Raw genomic sequence first — 17,829 nt, forward strand, 5'->3', positions numbered from 1 at the left:
TCTTTGCTTGTAGATGTCTTTTTGCGGGACCGCTGTAGAATAACCAGTTAAGCAGATCGCACGGTGAGTTCAAGGCCCACTCCATTTTTCGATGGTCGCCCCGTAAGTTTTTGCAAGAGAATGTTCGCAAACTGCTAAAGAATTTTGCCCTTCCGGAGCGTGAAAGCCTCGGCGAAATGCTCGGGTGCCCGGCATTCCATCCAGCGCAACCTCGCAAGCCCAGCGAGTGTCTGGCGGTCGAACCAGTCCTTGGAGCGCCGCGTTCCGAAGTGCTTGTCGAGGAGCTCGATCTTGCGTTCCAGCACATCGGCCGTGAGCGGCACGTAGGCATCGGAGTGCCAAAGGTCGCCGTCCCATTTCGGGCGGCATTCGAGCACCAGATGATCGCGGAAGACGTTCCAGGTCAGTTGGTTGAATCTCCCGGTGGTCCTGATGGGCGTCGAACCTGGCCTGGGTTAACACCACGTCGCTATGAAACCGTGATCTGTCTGCGAAATCCGCGACGGCAATCACTAAAGGCCGGGTTGTGGTCCCGTTGGAGGGTCCACCTCAGCGCCCCATTGCGATCCGTCGCTGTCAAGACCCGGAGGCGGTCACACCGGATGAGTGTTCTTGAGAAGGTGGTACTCCTTTTGTCCTTCAAGTAGCTCTTGCCGATGGTGAGAAGGCTGAGTAGCCATGTTTTCGGTCCCTGACGGGCCTTTGCCAGGAGCGGAAGTGAGCATACCATGGTTCATCGCCCAAACTGCAGCCTGGGTACGGTTGCCGACCCGAATCTTTCGTAGGATGGCCTTCACGTGTACCTTCACCGTCGCTTCGGCGATGTTAATCTTGCGCGCGATTGTCTTGTTAGACTCCCCTCCGATCAAGCAACGTATAATACAATCTTCCCTAGCTGACAGCATTGATGTCTCTCGATCAGCGTTCTCCATTGTAACAGCTACATTTGTAAACTCATGTACTGCTAATTCATCATATTTCAGACCGTGTCTTATGTCCTGAATAAACGTCGAAGTTTCTGCAGGTAGAACCGTCTGCCCTAGCATAACCAATTCGAGAGCTTTGATGAAGGTGTCGTGAGCGGCAACTTTTGTCAAATACGCGTCAGCCCCCGCACGAAGGGCTGAAACTATATCGTTGGGTCGACAGTGATCGGCTAGCGCAACGACATGGCTGGTCGGATAAATCCCTTTAAATTCTGAAATTTGTGCAAATCCAGCATCTGCGTCAATACCGTCGACATCCATGATGAGCAAGATGGACCGGTGCTGGGGCAGCGGCTTCTGCAGAAGGTCGTGAACACAAGCCGCAGAGAAAAGAATGCGAAACTTTGCTGCATCCAGAATTAAAACAAGGCCCTCTCGGAGTAACTCGCTCTGGCTGACAAGCACTGTTATAAAAGACTTTGTGGTCATCAAGGATTTCGTTGTCATCGTAGCCTCCCCTGACGCGATTGAGGTACGCGCGTCTCGCAAGGTGCTCCTCGCATAGTTTCTTTCTTGACCATGTCACCTTACGCGAGGAAAACCCTGGACAAGAACACCCTCTTTAGGCGTAGGGTGGCTTCGTCGCGAGCTACCCCGAATTGTCAAGCCTGAGGTCTTGGTGAGGGGTGCGGGCCCTGGTTTTCGGCCGCCCCGGGCGGCAGCCAGCACCATGCCGCCGGTCTGGCGCGGGGCGGCGCGCGTGTCAGGCGGAGGGGCGGGTCCAGGGGCCTCGCCGCGACCAGCCGCCATTTTGGGATGACGCGCAGGCCAAGAAGAAGGCGATCTTGACGCGGCGCGCGCTGATCCTGACCAGCGCCCGAGCTTCACCAGCTTGAGGAGCAACGTGCCACAGCTGGCAGCGGCGTAGCGCCACAACAGCACGGAAGCACGGATGCCTTCGGACATCGAAATGGTCTGCCGAGCGCTCCTTGCGTTGCACTTGCGGTGAGCAATAGAGGAGTTGCCTGGCGCGGCCCCTGGGGCGGACGACATCCGAGCAGCGCTGCCGGGGAAGTCCTTTGGCAGGGGCCGGAATTCAAGCCTGGTGAGATCCGCCAGAGAAATGAGTGAGGCGGGCCAGTTCTGCTATTGCTACCGCGATAGGATTGCCAAGGTTGGCGGCTTCGTCGAGGTTCGCCTCTCTTCATTCATCAGGCGAGTGCCGTCGATCAGGTCATCGACGTAGCAGAATGATCGGAGCCGGAGATCGTGATCGGCTCGTTCTCCAGGGCCTGGACGACGAAGTTGGAGACGGCCAGCCATTCTGCGAATGCATGTTGGGGCCGCAGGGGGTTCGAGACGCTGCGTCGGACCACTATTTCCGGCGATTCGTTGCGTTCGATCGCCTTTGTCCCGTTTGCCATCAAAGAGGTTCTCCTTCAGCGCAGCAATCTGCTCATTGGACGAGTTCGCCGGAGGGGGGTTTATCCGGAAGGAGTGCCTACAAAGGGATAGTTGTGCCGGTAGCGGTGAAGGGTCACGATAACGCAGAGCCTTCTTCGTCGACCGATGCTCGCCACTTCGGGACGGGCTGGCCACCATTGAAAGTGAAAGCCACGCGCCATGGCCATGGATGCAAAATACAATTCCGAGCCCGTCACTCCCTCGTCAAAGGCGGCCCACCAAAGGGGAATGAAGGCCGACCTGCTTGTCTTGGGAGTCTTCGGGGTCGCCGTCCTGGGAGCGGGAGCGGTCAGAAACTGGGAGCCCATCGAGGTTGTTTCCAGAGCCGTAATGGAGAAGGTCGAGGATGCCTCCGGAGCCGTGATGCAGAAGGTAGAGGATACCTCCGGAGCCGTAATGGAGAAGGTCGAAGACGCCTCCGCAGGCGCGATGCAGAAGGTCAAGGACGCCTCCGCAGCCGCGATGCAGAAGGTCAAGGACGCCTCCGGAACCGCGATGCAGAAGGTCAAGGACGTCTCCGCAGCCGCGATGCAGAAGGTCGAGGATGTCTCCGGAACCATGGTGCCGAGGGTCCAGGATGTCTCCGAAGCCGTGGTGCAGAGGGTCGAGAATGTCTCCGGGGCCGTGGTGCAGAAGGTGTCTGCTGCTATCGATAGCTGGCAAGAACAGCCGGGCCACCCCACGGCAGAACCCTCCCGTGCGATCGTGTCGGGACCGGGTGCGTCGGCCGCGGCGTTGGTCGGGCCGAGCGTCGTCCCTGCAGTTCCCACCAGTGCCGAGCGCCCCAAAACCCTCAGCAAGACGCCAGGCATGCCAACCGGAGCCCTGTTTGGCGTCGGTGACCGCCTCAAGGTTGCATTCTACGAGCGCGTCGACGTCGAGGAAGACAAGTGGGGGGGCGCGTCCTCGGCCTTGCGCGGCATCCTGCAGCGTCCGGAACTGAGCGGCGAATATATTGTCCAAGAGGACGGCACGATTTCCGTGCCCTTGCTTGGCTCCATTCCGGTGGCCAACCGGTCGACGCAGCAGGTACAGGCCGACCTGGTGGAAACCTTCAATCAACTGCTGGGCCGCGGGGGACTGGTCAACATCCTGCCGCTGGAGCGCCCGCCCATTTACGTGCTGGGGCCGGTCAAGAATCCAGGCTCGTTCAAATACGCGCCCGGCATGACGATCCTGCACGCGATCGCGCTGGCCGGCGGACTCGACCGGGCCGAGAGCCAGCCGTGGCAAAAGATCGAAGCCGTGCGTGAGACCCAGAAGCGGAGCGGGGCGATCGATGCCTTGTTGAAGTTGCTGGCGCGCACGGCGGTGCTGAAGGCCGAGCGCGACGGTACGGCACCCACTATCCCGCGCCAGTTGCTGGAACTGGCCGGCGCGACCGAAGCTGCCAACCTCGTCAACGAGCAGAGCGAGCGGCGCAAGGCGCTCGCCACGGCCCGCAAGGATCGCGAGCGCGCAAACCTGCGTGCGCTGGAGGCGGCTAAGCAGGATGTTGTAGCTTATGGGCGCATGAAGTCGCTCGACGAGCTCGTCAAGCTGCGCCAGGAGCGCGTCAACAGCATGCGCACGCTCGTGGACCGCAAAGTTCTCAGCATGACGGTGATGGATCAGATCCAGAGTGAGTTGTCCGACGCGGAACAGCGTCGGCAGGACGCCCTTAACCAGTACGCAAACGCCAAGCAGCGCCTCGCTTCGCTAGAGTCTGAGGTGTTGCGGACCAGGGCCGACCTCAGGAACGATCTGGAGATCGAGATCGAGACCACGGAGAGCCAGATCGCGGCCAATCTGCGCGAGTTGAACGCTAGCGAAGGCGTCCTGTACATGTTGCCGGTGACCCGCGTCCAGCTTGCTAAGGACGCGAACAGCGCAACCTATCAAATCGTGCGGCAATCGGCAGCGGGGCCGGTCAGCATTGAGTCCGTCGGGATGACCCTGTTGCAGCCAGGCGACCTCGTCAACATCATCGCGGGCGAAAGCGAGCCAAGAGAGCCGGCAGAGCCGGCCGGTTCGCCGGTCCCGACCTCGTCGCCGACCGGCGAGAGCTTGCCGGCCGCGTCCAACCCCAACGATGTCGAGCCTTCCAGCGTGGTGAGGGAGTAGAGGACCGGTTGCATGGCTGGTCCGCGTAGATGAACTCGTCGTGACGAAGTGGGAAGCGAACGACCACTCGCCCTCGCCGACAGCTTGAACCGCTTCATGAACGAGCATGTCCGCCTCCGCTCAGGAGTTCGGATCACTGACAAAGGTGCGGTGAGATGACATCGAACGGGATACAGGTGCCTATCAAGCGGGATTGGTCAAAGATTTCGGCATTTTGTCACGACGCGCGCACGCCCGAGCGGATATTTGCGCACTATCAAATCGAGAAAGCTCTGGCTGCTCAGCTGCTGAATTCAGATGAAGACGCTCGGCTCAGCCTCTATGCTGAAGTGTACGGCAAGCTTTTCACTTCCCTTGAAGATCATCCCCAAAATAGGAATGAATACAGAGACGATCGTATAGTCAATCTTCAAACCGCCCTTCTAAGAACGCTTATCCAGAAAGGCGCGCGTTTCGGCGAATTGGGGGCCGGCGATTGTAAGCTTAGCCTCAGCATGTGCAGTCATTGCTCATCAGTAAATGCAATCGACGTAACTGACGCGTTACTTCCACCTGGGGAGAAGCCCGTCAATTTTCAATTCGTCAGGATCGATGGTATTCATCTTCCTTTCGCCGATAATAGTCTCGATTTTATGTTCAGCGATCAGTTGATGGAGCACCTCCACCCCGACGACGCAGTAAGGCAGCTTTCCGAGGTATATCGTGTTCTTTCACCCGGGGGTGCTTACTATTGCATCACTCCAAACGCCGTCACGGGTCCTCACGACATTTCGGTGTACTTTGACAACGTCGCATGTGGGTTCCACCTGAAGGAATATAGCTATCGTGAGCTGTCACGCGCGTTTACGGGGATTGGCCTTCGAAAGCAGGCTGTGCTGTTCGGCAATGGGGCCGTTAATGTACTCGTTCCTGCCAAAATTGGGATCATGCTCGAAATGGTCATGCAAGGAGTTTGGCGGCGGCGATCGAGACCCACTACGAATTCGGTTCTTCGGCATCTGATGGGGATTCGCCTGCTCGGCTATAAATGAGCGCGCGAGCCGCCGCGGTTCGAGACAATGCCCCGGAGCCCCCTTCGCTGGTCCTGGCCGCTCTAAAGGGAGCCGTGTGAAGCGGTCGCTCGTCCTCCTCCAGCAGGCACAGACTAGGCTCTCCGTGAGTAGTCAAGAATAGGGTCTTCACTTTTAGCGCCTCCCGACATGAAGTCTTCTCCAAACAGGAAACCCCGAGTGCTCCATGGACGAACAGCAGCGCGCAGCGAGGATACTCCTGGCATTCCCGCCGCAATGCGCAAAGTATCAGGAAGATGGTTGTATATCAGGACCTCTTGATGTCTCAGCCATCGGTGCGGAACCCTATCGCGTGGCCTCAGGAGAACAAGCCATGCGCCAGGATACGGTCATCGACGTTACCGTGGAGGTCTTGCCGGACATCGCGACACTCGAGACCGCTTGGAAGGAGCTCGAAGCGCGAGCAACTCACTCATTCTATCTGTCCTGGCTCTGGATCGGAACTTGGCTGCGGCATCTGCCGGGGGGCGCGCAACCACATGTTCTAGTCGCTCGCACGTCAAGCAGAATCGTTGGCTTGGCGATTATTTGCCGGCGGAGGGCGTGGAGTTTCGGGCGGCATGCGCGGGCGCGTTGGCTGCTCAATGAAACCGGAGATGTTCGATTCGATCGATTGTTCATTGAGTACAACGATATTCTTGCGGAGCGATCCCTGGCCGATGCCACTCGAGCGGCATGCGTCGAGGCCTTGGCGCATCACTTGCGCCGCTCTGACCAACTGGTGCTCTCCGGAATTGATCTAGACTTCGAATTGGCCGCTTGTCGCACCGCGGGCCGGGCCGGGCTCCTTACTGAGGTGAAAGCAGAAGATACGGCACGGTGGATCGACTTCGCCAAAGTCCGCCAGAAAGGCGCAAATTACCGCGCCACATTAGGCCGCAATACTCGCCAAGCGGTAAGCCGTGCCATGCGGTTATATGGGGAACGCGGCCCCGTTGCGTTCCGGACTGTCGAAGTGACATCGGAGGCGCTCGCCGCGTTTGATTTGCTCGCCGAGCTTCATCAGGCGCGATGGGGACGCAGGGGAGCCTTTGCCAACCCGAGCTTCCGTCGATTTCACGAGGAGCTCATTACGCGCGGCGTTCCCACGGGGACCGTCCGCATCTCACGGACTTTGGCCGGGGACCAGACAGTCGGGGTCCTGTACAATTTCGTGTGTGACGGCCGTGTTCTCAACTATCAAAGCGGCTTTCTTTATGAGCGCGATGGCCGGCTCAAGCCAGGACTTATCAGCCATGTGCTGGCTATTGAGGACAGCATCGGACGCGGCGAGTGCGGCTACGATTTTCTGGCAGGCTTCGCCGGGCACAAGTCCCACCTGGCTAATGCGGAGCATCCCATGAAGTGGATCGCAATAGGCAGAGACAGTCCAGAGCGCCGCATCGAGGCACAGCTGCGCGGTGCCAAGCGGGTGCTAGGGACCATTGCTGCTCACATGAAACAGGCCGCGGCTTGAAGCGTCGACCGAAAAAAGGGAGCCGCCACTTTATATCAAGTATTGGGGCAGGCTCTTCCACAATCGATCGGCGGGTTCGGACCTTCGGAAGGCGAGGACCAAGGGGAGGTTGGATTTGTTTACGTCATGCGATGTGACCGTTGTCGGTGCTGGCCACTTTGGACTATCGGCAGTGCCGGATAAGCACAGCGCGTATTCCGTTCAATTCGGGATCAGAGCACCAGTTCGCGCGGCGGGCTCTCTAATCTATGTTTCAGCGTGGCGGAATTGGTAGACGCACCGCACGGTTAATGCGACGCCGAAAGGCTTGTAGGTTCGACTCCTACCGCTGGAGCCATAGATTACAAGTAGCCGCGTAGCCACCATTTTAAGTGGTTGAATAAGGGCCTTTCGGCCCCTTTCTTCCCGTGCAGGAGTACCCTTGGTCCACCTGATCCGCCGCCGGCAGGGGCGAGGTTCACCGCAGCGGCCGCAGCGCTCGTCATGCAGCAGTTGGAGCTGCGCCGCAGCGAGATCGCGCGCGGGGCGATGATGGGCTTTGCCAGCGCCACGGAGGTTGCAATCCTCACCATCGACGTCCACGGCGTCATCCGGTTCGCCAACCATGCAGCCGGCGCGCTGTTTGGCTGGTTGCGGAGATGATCGGGCACCGATCGTCATGATCGTCCCCGAGCGGCTGCGTAACGCCCATAATGCGGGACTGGCGCGCCCCGCCCGGGGCGGCGAATCCAAGCTCGTCGGAAAGAGGGTCGAGATCGCCGCCCGCCTCGCCTGCCTGTGTCTGCGTGCCTCCACCGCCGAGCAGGACGCCAGCCGGGCCCGCTGTGGAAACCAAGCCGAATCGGCGATGTTCGAACAGGACTGGCGATGCGGACCTATTGAGAACCTATCAATGACTCAGAAGAGGTAATCCGAATTGGATCTTTACTGACGGCGCTATCGCGTCGTCCCTAGTAACCAAGTCTTCCATAAGGCATAAAAGCCGCGCGGACAGGCCGGGAGGCTTCCGTCGTCCAGCAGCAAAAGCCCATCGCCCAGGCGCTCACTCAGCCGCACAAGCGAAGCGCGGAGATTGCTTTGACGATGTAATTCCGCATCCAGGTAACTGCTTTTTGGCAAAACCCGGCGCAGCAGCCTTGCTCGTCAGAGCAGGAGATCATTGGAGCGCCAGTTCATTGTCAATCCGGCAAGATAAAGTTGGCAGTTTCGCCTCCGGCAGGCCCCTTGCGAGCAGCAGCATGTCTGGTCTTTTGATGTCGCCCGTCCATACCTCGAAATAGCCACCGGGCGCTCCTTGCTTTCGCCCTTACGTGGTTGTTTCATCAGGGAAATCCGCGCAAGAATGGCGCTGCCATTCATTGGAAAGAATTGCACTTGTGCGCATGAGCGCTCCCAGCGATCGGAATCCAGGTATGACTTCTGACTGCTGCCCTGAGTTCGACTTTATCCAATTTTGTGGCGCGGGCGGGGACGAGGGCCATGGCGCATTGGGCGCGAGCTGGAATTTTCATGCTGTCTCGGGACATCGATCAATTCGACTCGTCAGATTCGACGTCAGTCAGCCTCTAGCGGAGCCGGCACCGCCCCCTCCAAACTTGGATAAAGTCGAGCTGAGACCCGGGATCATAATGCCGGTCCTCGAGAATGATGGTTTGGAGATCCTGGCATTCATGCTCGATGCGGAGCAGGACGTCATCCGCGAGATAGGCGTTTGCCTCAACGAAGAGGAACGTCGGCGCGCCGAGGGGTTGAGACTGGAGCGGGACCGCCGCCGCTATATCGTTACCCGCGGGCAGCTGCGCCGGGCCCTCGCCTCCAAACTGGGAATCTCGCCCTCCAACGTCGAACTAGAATATGGACGCCTAGGCAAACCCCACCTCTCGCACCGCATGCCTGCTCGCGATTTGCACTTCAGCGTCTCGCGATCCGGAGATGTCGCGGTCGTCGCCCTCTCGACCAGGCAGGAGGTCGGGGTGGATATCGAGGCAGTTCTGGCTGTACCCGAAGCGGACGAGATCGCAGCGCATTGCTTTTCCGCCTCCGAGTATGGGTCCTACACCGCCCTTGGTCCAGAAGACCGGCTGGAAGGCTTCCTCCGGCGCTGGACCCGGCTGGAGGCTATCTCTAAGGCCCTCGGGTGCGGCTTAGGACAGCCCTTTTCTTGGGATGAAAGAGAATGGGCTGTCCGTAGGTTCGTACCGAAACCTGGGTACATCGGGACCGTGGTGTCCGGAATTGAGTGGTAGTCCGGAATTGAAGTGCCCGCGATCCCATAATTCACTTACGATGCACTACGGATAAACGAGGAGCTCAACCAATTCCATTTGGAGTGCACGCAAGTTCATTCGAATCGGACTTGTTTCCCACTTCGCGGTGGGTCGCGGTTGAGAACACGGGACAGCGCTTCACTGACATGTCCCGGGGGTATGGAGAAAAAACGGCAGTTTCATGGATGAAACCGTCGTGCTGGAGGAACTGGGACGCGGAACCACTTCGGCTCCGTCGTGAATCATGAACAAAAGTGATCGGAAGGCCTATGTCGGCGGACGTGACGCAGTTCCCGGAGCTTCTCGCAGACCTCGCGGTCAAGGACATCAAGATCTGGGTAGAGGGCGACCGGCTGCGGTGCAACGCCCCAGCTGGCGCACTGACGGCGGAGTTTCGCGACCAGTTGCGGGACCGGAAGGGCGAGATCATCGCGTTTCTGAATATGGCCACGGCGGCGGCCCGGCAACAGCCTGCAATCATTCCCCTGCAGTCTGGCGGAACACGCACGCCCATTTATGCCGTACCCGGGCATATCGGGGCGCCCTTCTCATTCTCCGACCTGTCGAAGCACCTGGGCGGTGATCAACCGTTTTACGCACTCCAACCGTCTGGCTTCGATGGGCAGAGCGAGCCGATGGACCGCGTCGAAGCTATCGCGGAGTACTTCGCCCGCCAGATCGTCGAATATCAGCCCACCGGTCCGTACATCATCGCCGGTTACTGCTCCGGCGCTGCAACCGCTTTCGAACTGGCGAAGATGCTGGGTCAACGGGGAGCGGAGGTCCCATGCATAGCGCTCTTTGGCCCTCTTCACCCCACCACCTATAACGAATTGCCGCGTCTGCTGTATTTCTATACTAGGCGTAGCGCCGATTCGTGCCTGCGAGAGATGGCGAAGCTGCCGACATTCGGGGCCCGTCTCCGATATTTCGGCAGTCGCCTCCGCAATCTCGGCGAGCGCGTCCGCGCCGCCCTCGTGCCCCTCGTTCGCAAAAGCAAAGAGCCTGTCACGGCAGATCCGGTGCTGGCGAGCAGAGCTCGACTCAAATCGACGGCGATCACGGCTTTGCGGCGGTACATTCCCACTCCGTATTCGGGTCGAGTATGCATATTTCTTCCGAACAAGGCCTGGCTGCGATCGGGTGCAGCACCGCACCGATGGCTTCGAGTGGTGCCGCATGCCGAATTTTATTTCGGGCCCGAGGACTGCAACGGTCCCCTTATGCTGGAGGAACCGGACGCGCCTGCCATCGCAGAGCTTTATCGCCAGGCAACCCAAAAAGCTGAACGATTGACGTGATGAGATTTTTTGATTTCCGCAATGGGGAGCGTATCTCATGAACGAAGTCCTTCCTATCGCGGCTGAGGCCGTAGCGCTTCCCCTGCTGAAAGATACCGATCATCAGGCGCTGGTTGTCGAGTACAACGCCACGGCAGCGCCCTACCCGTCGGACAGGACGATCATCGATCTCTTCCGCGACCAGGCGACGCGCAGTCCTGATGCTGAAGCGATCCGCTTCGGCGATGCAACGCTGACGTACCAGCAGCTCAACGAACGCTCCAATCAGATGGCCGCGCATCTGACGTCGACCGGCCTGGGGCCGGGTCGGATTGCCGTTGTGTTCATGGAGCACTCCATTGAAGTCGTCGTCGCGATCTTAGGCGTCCTGAAGTCCGGTGCAGCCTATGTGCCGGTGGATGCGGCAACGCCGAAGGGGCGTCTGGCAACAATCCTGAAGGACATTGCCAACGGGACCGACGGGCGGGCGCCGGTGGCGATCACTCAGGCGCGCCTGCAATCCGTCATTTCCCCGAACCTTGCCGAAATTTTCGTGCTCGACGCCGATTTCGGGTCGATTTTGCATCAGCCGCATTCGGCCCGACCGTCCGCTGCCACTCCGGACGGCGCCGCCTACATCATCTTCACCTCCGGCTCGACCGGCACGCCCAAGGGCGTCGTGATCGAGCACCGGAACCTGGTGAACTACATCGGGTGGGCCGCTCGGGTGTACAGTTCCGGCGAACGTCTCGCATGGCCCCTTTTCTCATCCCTCGCCTTCGACCTGACCGTCACGACCCTGTTCACGCCGCTCATCACCGGCGGCCGCATCGTGGTCTATCTTGGTGATCCCGGCGTCCCGAGCATGGTTGTGCTCAAGGTCATCGACGACAATGCCGTCGATGTCATGAAGCTGACGCCGGCGCATCTCGCGATGATCCGCGACCGCAATCTTGAGACCACAAGGCTGCGCAAGTTCATCGTGGGTGGCGAGGACTTCAAGACCGAGTTGGCTCGCGATATCACGAAAGCCATTCCCCATCCTATCGAGATCTACAACGAGTACGGACCAACCGAAGCCACGGTGGGCTGCATGATTCACCGTTTCGACATCGACCGGGATCAATCCGCATCGGTGCCGATCGGCGTTCCGGCCGCCAATTCGGGCATTTACGTCCTCAACAAGGCACATCAGCCCACCGCCCCCGGCATCATCGGTGAGATGTTCATTGCCGGCGACGGTCTCGCGAGAGGCTATTTCAATCGCCCTGACCTGACCGACGAGCGTTTCCTTACGGCCATCGATCCTCGAGATGGGTTTTCGAAGCTGCGGCTGTACAAGACGGGCGATCTCGCCCGCTGGAACTCGGAAGGGCGCCTGGACTTTCTCGGCCGCGCCGATCATCAGGTGAAGGTTGGTGGCGCGCGTGTCGAGCTGGGCGAGATCGAAGCCCGGCTTCTGCAGCACCCGCACGTTCAGGAATGCGCTGTCGCTGCGATCGCCACCTCGGTGGCGAAACCAGCGACACAAGTGCGTTATTGCGAACGGTGCGGTGTTGCGTCCAGCCTGCCCGGCACGACGTTCGATCCGGCAGGCGTCTGCAATCTATGCCGGGCCTTCGACACCTATGTCGACAAGGCGCAGACCTATTTCAAGACATCGGATGACCTCCAGGTTCTCATCGCGGAGATGCAGGCTAACCGGAAGGGACCTCACGACTGCATCGTGCTGTTGAGCGGCGGCAAAGACAGCAGTTTTATGCTGTGCAAGCTCGTCGCCATGGGGGTGAAGCCGCTTACCTTCACCCTCGACAACGGTTTCATTTCGGAAGGAGCCAAGGCCAATATCAGGCGGCTCGTGAACTCCCTGGGCGTGGATCACCACTGGGGAAGCACGCCGCATATGAACGAGATCTTCGTCGACAGCCTGAAACGGTTCGCGAACGTCTGCAACGGCTGCTTCAAGACGATCTACACCCTGGCCACGAACGTCGCCCGCGAACGAGGGATCGGGTACATCGTGACTGGATTGTCCCGCGGCCAGTTCTTTGAGACGCGCCTGACCGAGGAAGTCTTCAAGCGGGACGACTACGATCCGGCCCGTCTGGACGCGCTCATCACCGAGGCGCGCAAGGAGTATCACCGCCGCGAGGATGCTGTGTCGCGCTATCTCGACGTGGATGCCTTCCGGAACGACTCAGTATTCGAGGAAGTGAAGTTCATCGACTTCTACCGCTACTGGAGCGTGCCTCTGGAGGACATGCTCGACTTCCTGAAGACGCAGGCGGGATGGGATCGGCCCGCGGATACAGGACGCTCCACGAACTGTCTCATCAACGATGTCGGCATCTACGTTCATAAGAAGCAGCGGGGACATCACAACTACGCCCTCCCCTACAGCTGGGATGTGCGACTCGGCCAGAAGACGCGCGATGAAGCCATTGACGAACTCAACGACGAGCTGGACCTACCCCGCATCCAGCAGATTATGGCCCAAATCGGCTATGTCGAACCGCCAGCGGCCGAAGACGGCATCGCACGACTTGTGGCCTACTATGTCTCGTCGAAACCCCTGACCGTGGCCGACCTGCGCACCCACCTCGCCGAAGAGCTCTTGGAGTCCATGATTCCGACGCAGTATGTTCGCCTCGAACGGATGCCGCTCACGTCCAACGGCAAGATCGACCGGTCTGCGCTTCCCGAGCCGACGGCGGAAAACATCCAGCCTGCACAAGACTTCGTCGCCCCCTCGACTGCCACCGAGAAGACGCTGGCCGCGCTGTGGTGCGATCTCCTCAAGGTCGAGTCGATCGGCCGTGACGACAACTTCTTCGGCCTGGGTGGGCACTCGCTCCTGGTGATGCGGGCGGTGTCGCGCATGCGGCAGAGCTTCGGCGTCGACGTGCAGCTTCGCAACCTTTTCGAGCGCCCGACAGTGGCCGGACTGGCGGAAGTGATCGACGGAATGCTCTGGGTGGCCGATTCCAGAGCCCCTTCAGTCTCGGAAGGACCGAGAGAGGAAATCGAACTCTAGCTTGCCGGAAGCCTCCGAATGGCCCTGGGCACCAATCTGGACTGAAGCTTTTGCGTTGGACTGCGTAGCAGAGCGGATGAAGATGATGGACAAAGCTTGGGTACCGGCGCGAGGACCGGGGCTGCCTTGGGCGGCGGGGGAGTACGAGCTCTTACGCGACCAGGTGCGCCGGTTCGTGGAGGAGGAGATCAAGCCCCGTGCGGATCGCTGGGAGGAGGACGGGTTCATTCCCCGTCCGATCCTGCGCCGCATGGGTGAACTCGGCTTCTTCGGCATCCGCTACCCGGCCGAGTACGGTGGTGCCGAGATGGACGCGGTCGCATCGACGATCTTCGCCGAGGAGCTCGGGCGCTCGACTTATGGCGGCGTCGCCATCGCGACGCTGGTCCATACCGACATGGCTTCCGTGCACGTCTTTCACGACGGGACCAAAGCCCAGCGGGCCCGCTGGATGCCGGGTATTATCAGTGGCGAGGTGATCACCGCGGTCGCCATCACGGAGCCGGATGCGGGCTCGGACGTGAAGGCCATCCGCACGCGCGCCCGCCGAGAGGGCGAGTCTTACGTCCTCGACGGCACGAAGCTCTATATCACGAACGGCGTCCACGCGGATCTCTACTGCGTCGCCGCCAAGACCGATCCCTCGGCAGGAAGCCACGGGATCACGATGTTCCTCGTCGAGAAGGGCACGCCAGGCTTCAGCGTCGCCCGCGAGCTGGACAAGCACGGCTGGCGCTCCTCCGATACGGCGGAGCTCGTCTTCGACGGTTGCCGCATCCCCGCCGAGAACGTGCTCGGCGCCGAAGGACAGGGCTTCTACTCCATCATGGGCAACTTCCAGAACGAGCGCCTTGTCCTCGCCGGCATGGCGATAGGGGCGGCCGAAGCCGCGATCCATATGACCCTCGCCTGGGTGAAAGCTCGCCGCGCATTCGGGGGCGTTCTATGGGACATGCAGGCGATCCGTGAACGTCTCGCGATGCTCTCTGCGAAGGTGGAGGCAGGCCGCCAGTTTCTCTATGCCACCGCTTGGCGCATGGCGGCGGACGAAGATTGCCTGCGCGAGGTCTCGATGGTGAAGGCCATCTGCGGCGAACTCGTCAACGAGGTCATGTATACGTGCGTGCAGTTCCACGGCGCTATGGGCTTCATGCGCGAGAGTCCAATCGAGCGCATAGCGCGTGACGCCCGCGCCCTATCCATCGGCGGAGGCGCGACGGAGGTGATGCTGGAGGTGGTCGCGTCGATGTCGTGAGCCCAATGCGGCAGTGAGGACATCGCTCTGCGTGAAGGGATCTTCGCACGGCAGGTAGGGTTGGCTGAGAGGGTCCTTCAGCTGTTCTTTCCCCCCACCCGCTCTCAGGCGGCGGCGCTGGAGGAAAGCATAAGCGATCATCGTCATGAGCGCGTGTCGATGCAGCCCCTGCCAGGAGCGGCTGTCGAAGTGATAGATGCCGACGCGGCCCGTCGGCAATGCGGATGCGAAGCGCCGTGAATCTGGCGCTCAACGGCCTTTTTGTTTCGGTGCGCGAGCTCAGTTCCGTCCAGATCGCCGCCACATCCGCGTCGCCTCCAACGCGAGCTCAAGGATCGCCTCATGGCCGCCGCCATGGACGACATCTCAAGTCTGGAGTGGCGAGGGGCGCGGTTCTTCGTGCACAGGGCCAGCGGCAGAATCAAGTTTTATTGCGAAGGCCAAAGTCAGGGCCGCGCACACGCCCTCGATGCTGACGGCGAGCGTCCAGCCCAGGACCAGGCCTTGAAGTCCGCCAAGCTTCGCCCCCGCGATCGCGAGGCACAGCTCCAGAAATCCGCCCAGCGCGAACCAGCGAGATGCCTTGCGCATCCTGTCGCCCAGCCGCGCCAGCGTGCAGGCATGAAATTTGAGCGTCGATCCCAGCAGGCTGAAGCCGAGGAAGCGCAGGCTCGAACCGGCGATCTCCGGATAGGCCGGATTGAAGACCGCAAGGATCTCCTGCGAAAAGGTGAAGACGAAGGCGGCGCAGACCAGCGAGAAGAGCAATGACGCCGTCAGCGACAAAAGGATATCGTGCCTGGATTGTTTCGGGCTTGCTCTGACCACGGGGAACAGCACCGTGGCCATGGCTGCGGGAATCAACGAGGCCATGGAGACCAGCATCCACAATGCCACGAAGGCGGCATTGGTGGTCGGCGACAGCAGAACCAGCACGAGGTAAGGCATGATGACGCACGGGGCCTGCAAGGCGACATCGAGCGCGTAGTGGTCGAACGCCTTGCGTCGGAGCGTATGGAGCAGCCGGAACTCGGGCGGCCCGACGAGGCGACGCGCGCCGCCCCGGGTCAAGAGATCGACGCCGATCCAGGACGCCAGCAGGCCGATCACCCAGGTCAGAAGAATCGTGGCAGTTGAGACGTAGCCGGCGGCCGCGGCGGCGGCGATCAGCATCAGCTTGAACGCGGAAAACAGCACTTGCCGGATCATTCTGCGGCTGCTGTGCAGAGTGCCGACGAACGCCTGATCGGCCACGATGCTGAGACCAGTCAGGCCGCAGCCGAGGACGAACGCAGCGCCCAAGAACCAACCGCCGATCGGCCCGGTCGAGCTGTTGAGGTACGCCTCCCCGAAGACAAACAACAAGGCCAGGCCGACCGCAAGCGCCACCCCGATGGACGCTGCTGCGGCCGCGAGGCCGGGCTCCTTGCCGGGATGCCGGACGATCTCGCCCATCAGCAAGGTCCCGAGCCCGGCCTCCCCCAGCACACCGACGAGGGCCATCACGGACACGAGGGCGGAGGCCTTGCCGATCACCTCCGGCGGAAACAGCCGGGCGGCGAGCCACCAATAGACAAACCCAAGACCGGCCGTTGCCATCGTTCCGATCGCCAGAGCTCCGGAATTCATGACGAGCGTGGCGCTCTTTCGAAGCGCCCGGCGCACGCGAGTAATGGCCATCCCGGCGAGGTCTACCGGCACGATCGCCCACCCGAACCTTGGTGCGCCGGCGCCGCGGACCTGCTGGCGGCTGGGCGCAGGACGTCCCGGTAGACCTGCTCGATCCGGGTCACGACCGCTCCGGCCTTGAGGCGTCCAACCCTGGCGAGGCTTGTCGCCTCCAGGCGGGCCAGCAAGGCGCGGTCCTCCACAAGTGTCTGCATTGCGTGAGCGAGGGCGTGCGCGTCACCGGGCGGCACGAGAAGCCCTGTCTGGCCGTGGTCGACGAGATCCGACATGCCGCCGACGTCGGTTGCGACGACTGCCTTCCCGGACGCCATCGCTTCCATGATGACCGTCGCGCAGGCTTCGGGCCCGACCGACGGCAGCACGCCGAACAGTGAGCGCCGCCATGCATGCATGATGGCGGAATGCGGCCACGTACCGAACACTCGGACGTTCGGCGGAAATTCGGTTGGCGTATCGGCGACCCGGCGCCCGACCAGGACCAGCTGCGGCGCCCGCTCCAGGCCGGAATAGGCTTGCAGGAGAACGTCAATGCCCTTGAGGCGCATCATGTCGCCGACGAACAGGATGAATCCATGCCCGGGTAACTCCCGCAGGCAGGCATCTTCCGGGCCAAGCACCCCAACATCGTCGGGCACGAAGTTGGGGATGACCTCGTAGGGGGCGCGGCCTTGGGCGAGGCCGGTGTGACGGGCCACCGCGTGGCTCACCGCGATGAAGCGGTCCACAACGCGCCGAGCGGCGAAGCTCGACGCCCAATTGCCCAAGGTGGTCGCGGCTGCCTTCACGGCCCCGTAATGCCCTGTGGCGCAGGGCAGGCACTTGCCCGGCGCCGGGCCACTGCAGAGATGGGTGCCCAAGTGCATGAAGTTCTTCTTGGCGCAGACAAGGCCGTAATCGTGGAGCGTCACCACGAGGCGTGCCCCACTCAGACCTTTGAGCGGCAGGAAGGACGCGTAGATCCAGTTATGGGCGTGGACGATGTCCGGCTCCTCCCGGGCGACCAGGCGCTTCAGGGCAAGCACCAGTTCGGGATCCGGAAAGGGCGGTGCATGGCGGCGCTCTGGATCGGTGTGGAGGCCCGACAGACGCTGGAGCGTCCCGCGCAGGCGATGCACGCGGACCGCGCCGTCCAGCTCGGTTTCGGGCGATCCGGGATGCAGCAAGGTCCCGACGCTGACCTGATGGCCCCGCTGCGCCAGCGCCGCGCCGAGATTGCGGACGTGCCGCTCCTCTCCCCCGATCACCGGAGGATAGAACTGCGACAGCAGCAGGATGCGCATGGTCC

Annotated in this window: 13 protein-coding genes, 1 tRNA gene and 1 pseudogene; 10 read left to right on the forward strand and 5 right to left on the reverse strand. The window is 61.1% G+C overall.

Translation table 11 applies throughout. The features are described from left to right. Positions 1 to 134: 134 nt before the first annotated feature. The 3 genes and pseudogenes from NKH17_RS30685 to NKH17_RS30695 form a co-directional block, all read right to left on the reverse strand. Positions 135 to 492, reverse strand: a pseudogene (locus NKH17_RS30685) (PIG-L deacetylase family protein); the annotation flags it as partial. Positions 493 to 593: 101 nt separating this feature from the next. Further along, positions 594 to 1,433: a LuxR C-terminal-related transcriptional regulator gene (locus tag NKH17_RS30690; RefSeq protein ID WP_352808371.1), complete on the reverse strand. Its 840-nt coding sequence runs from the start codon at positions 1,431 to 1,433 to the stop codon at positions 594 to 596. Positions 1,434 to 2,155: 722 nt separating this feature from the next. After that, positions 2,156 to 2,350, reverse strand: a complete 195-nt coding sequence (locus NKH17_RS30695) for a hypothetical protein (RefSeq protein ID WP_352808369.1) — start codon at positions 2,348 to 2,350, stop codon at positions 2,156 to 2,158. A gap of 370 nt (positions 2,351 to 2,720) precedes the next feature. Here NKH17_RS30695 and NKH17_RS30700 point away from each other — a divergent pair, with 370 nt between their 5' ends. The 10 genes from NKH17_RS30700 to NKH17_RS30745 all read left to right on the forward strand — a co-directional run bounded on the left by NKH17_RS30700 (position 2,721) and on the right by NKH17_RS30745 (position 14,855). Beyond that, positions 2,721 to 4,493, forward strand: a complete 1,773-nt coding sequence (locus NKH17_RS30700) for a polysaccharide biosynthesis/export family protein (RefSeq protein WP_352901884.1) — start codon at positions 2,721 to 2,723, stop codon at positions 4,491 to 4,493. A 155-nt stretch (positions 4,494 to 4,648) separates the two neighbouring features. Continuing rightward, positions 4,649 to 5,524, forward strand: coding sequence for a class I SAM-dependent methyltransferase (locus tag NKH17_RS30705; protein ID WP_352808366.1), 876 nt, complete (start codon positions 4,649 to 4,651; stop codon positions 5,522 to 5,524). A 205-nt stretch (positions 5,525 to 5,729) separates the two neighbouring features. Beyond that, positions 5,730 to 7,019 (forward strand): GNAT family N-acetyltransferase, encoded by a 1,290-nt coding sequence (locus tag NKH17_RS30710; protein ID WP_352808365.1) that lies wholly within the window; start codon positions 5,730 to 5,732, stop codon positions 7,017 to 7,019. Positions 7,020 to 7,271: 252 nt separating this feature from the next. After that, positions 7,272 to 7,356, forward strand: a tRNA-Asn gene (locus NKH17_RS30715). A gap of 146 nt (positions 7,357 to 7,502) precedes the next feature. Continuing rightward, positions 7,503 to 7,661, forward strand: coding sequence for a hypothetical protein (locus NKH17_RS30720; RefSeq protein WP_352808364.1), 159 nt, complete (start codon positions 7,503 to 7,505; stop codon positions 7,659 to 7,661). Between the two features lie 16 nt (positions 7,662 to 7,677). Continuing rightward, entirely contained in the window at positions 7,678 to 7,929 is a 252-nt protein-coding gene (locus NKH17_RS30725) for a hypothetical protein (RefSeq protein WP_352808363.1), read from the forward strand. 718 nt (positions 7,930 to 8,647) lie between these two features. Then, complete coding sequence (locus tag NKH17_RS30730; RefSeq protein ID WP_352808362.1) at positions 8,648 to 9,265, forward strand: 4'-phosphopantetheinyl transferase family protein; 618 nt, start codon at positions 8,648 to 8,650, stop codon at positions 9,263 to 9,265. 290 nt (positions 9,266 to 9,555) lie between these two features. Further along, on the forward strand, positions 9,556 to 10,587 hold the full coding sequence (locus NKH17_RS30735; RefSeq protein ID WP_352808361.1) for a TubC N-terminal docking domain-related protein: 1,032 nt from the start codon (positions 9,556 to 9,558) through the stop codon (positions 10,585 to 10,587). 37 nt (positions 10,588 to 10,624) lie between these two features. Further along, positions 10,625 to 13,600, forward strand: a complete 2,976-nt coding sequence (locus NKH17_RS30740) for an amino acid adenylation domain-containing protein (RefSeq protein ID WP_352808359.1) — start codon at positions 10,625 to 10,627, stop codon at positions 13,598 to 13,600. A 76-nt stretch (positions 13,601 to 13,676) separates the two neighbouring features. Beyond that, positions 13,677 to 14,855 (forward strand): acyl-CoA dehydrogenase family protein, encoded by a 1,179-nt coding sequence (locus NKH17_RS30745; RefSeq protein ID WP_352808358.1) that lies wholly within the window; start codon positions 13,677 to 13,679, stop codon positions 14,853 to 14,855. 366 nt (positions 14,856 to 15,221) lie between these two features. Here NKH17_RS30745 and NKH17_RS30755 read toward each other — a convergent pair whose 3' ends face one another. Both NKH17_RS30755 and NKH17_RS30760 read right to left on the reverse strand, forming a co-directional pair. Then, positions 15,222 to 16,556, reverse strand: coding sequence for a lipopolysaccharide biosynthesis protein (locus tag NKH17_RS30755; RefSeq protein WP_352808357.1), 1,335 nt, complete (start codon positions 16,554 to 16,556; stop codon positions 15,222 to 15,224). Next, complete coding sequence (locus NKH17_RS30760) at positions 16,547 to 17,824, reverse strand: glycosyltransferase family 4 protein (protein ID WP_352808355.1); 1,278 nt, start codon at positions 17,822 to 17,824, stop codon at positions 16,547 to 16,549. Before NKH17_RS30760 ends, NKH17_RS30755 begins: the two co-directional genes overlap by 10 nt. Positions 17,825 to 17,829: the final 5 nt, after the last annotated feature.

The organism is Mesorhizobium sp. M1334, from assembly GCF_040317995.1.
Classification (GTDB): Bacteria; Pseudomonadota; Alphaproteobacteria; order Rhizobiales; family Rhizobiaceae; genus Mesorhizobium.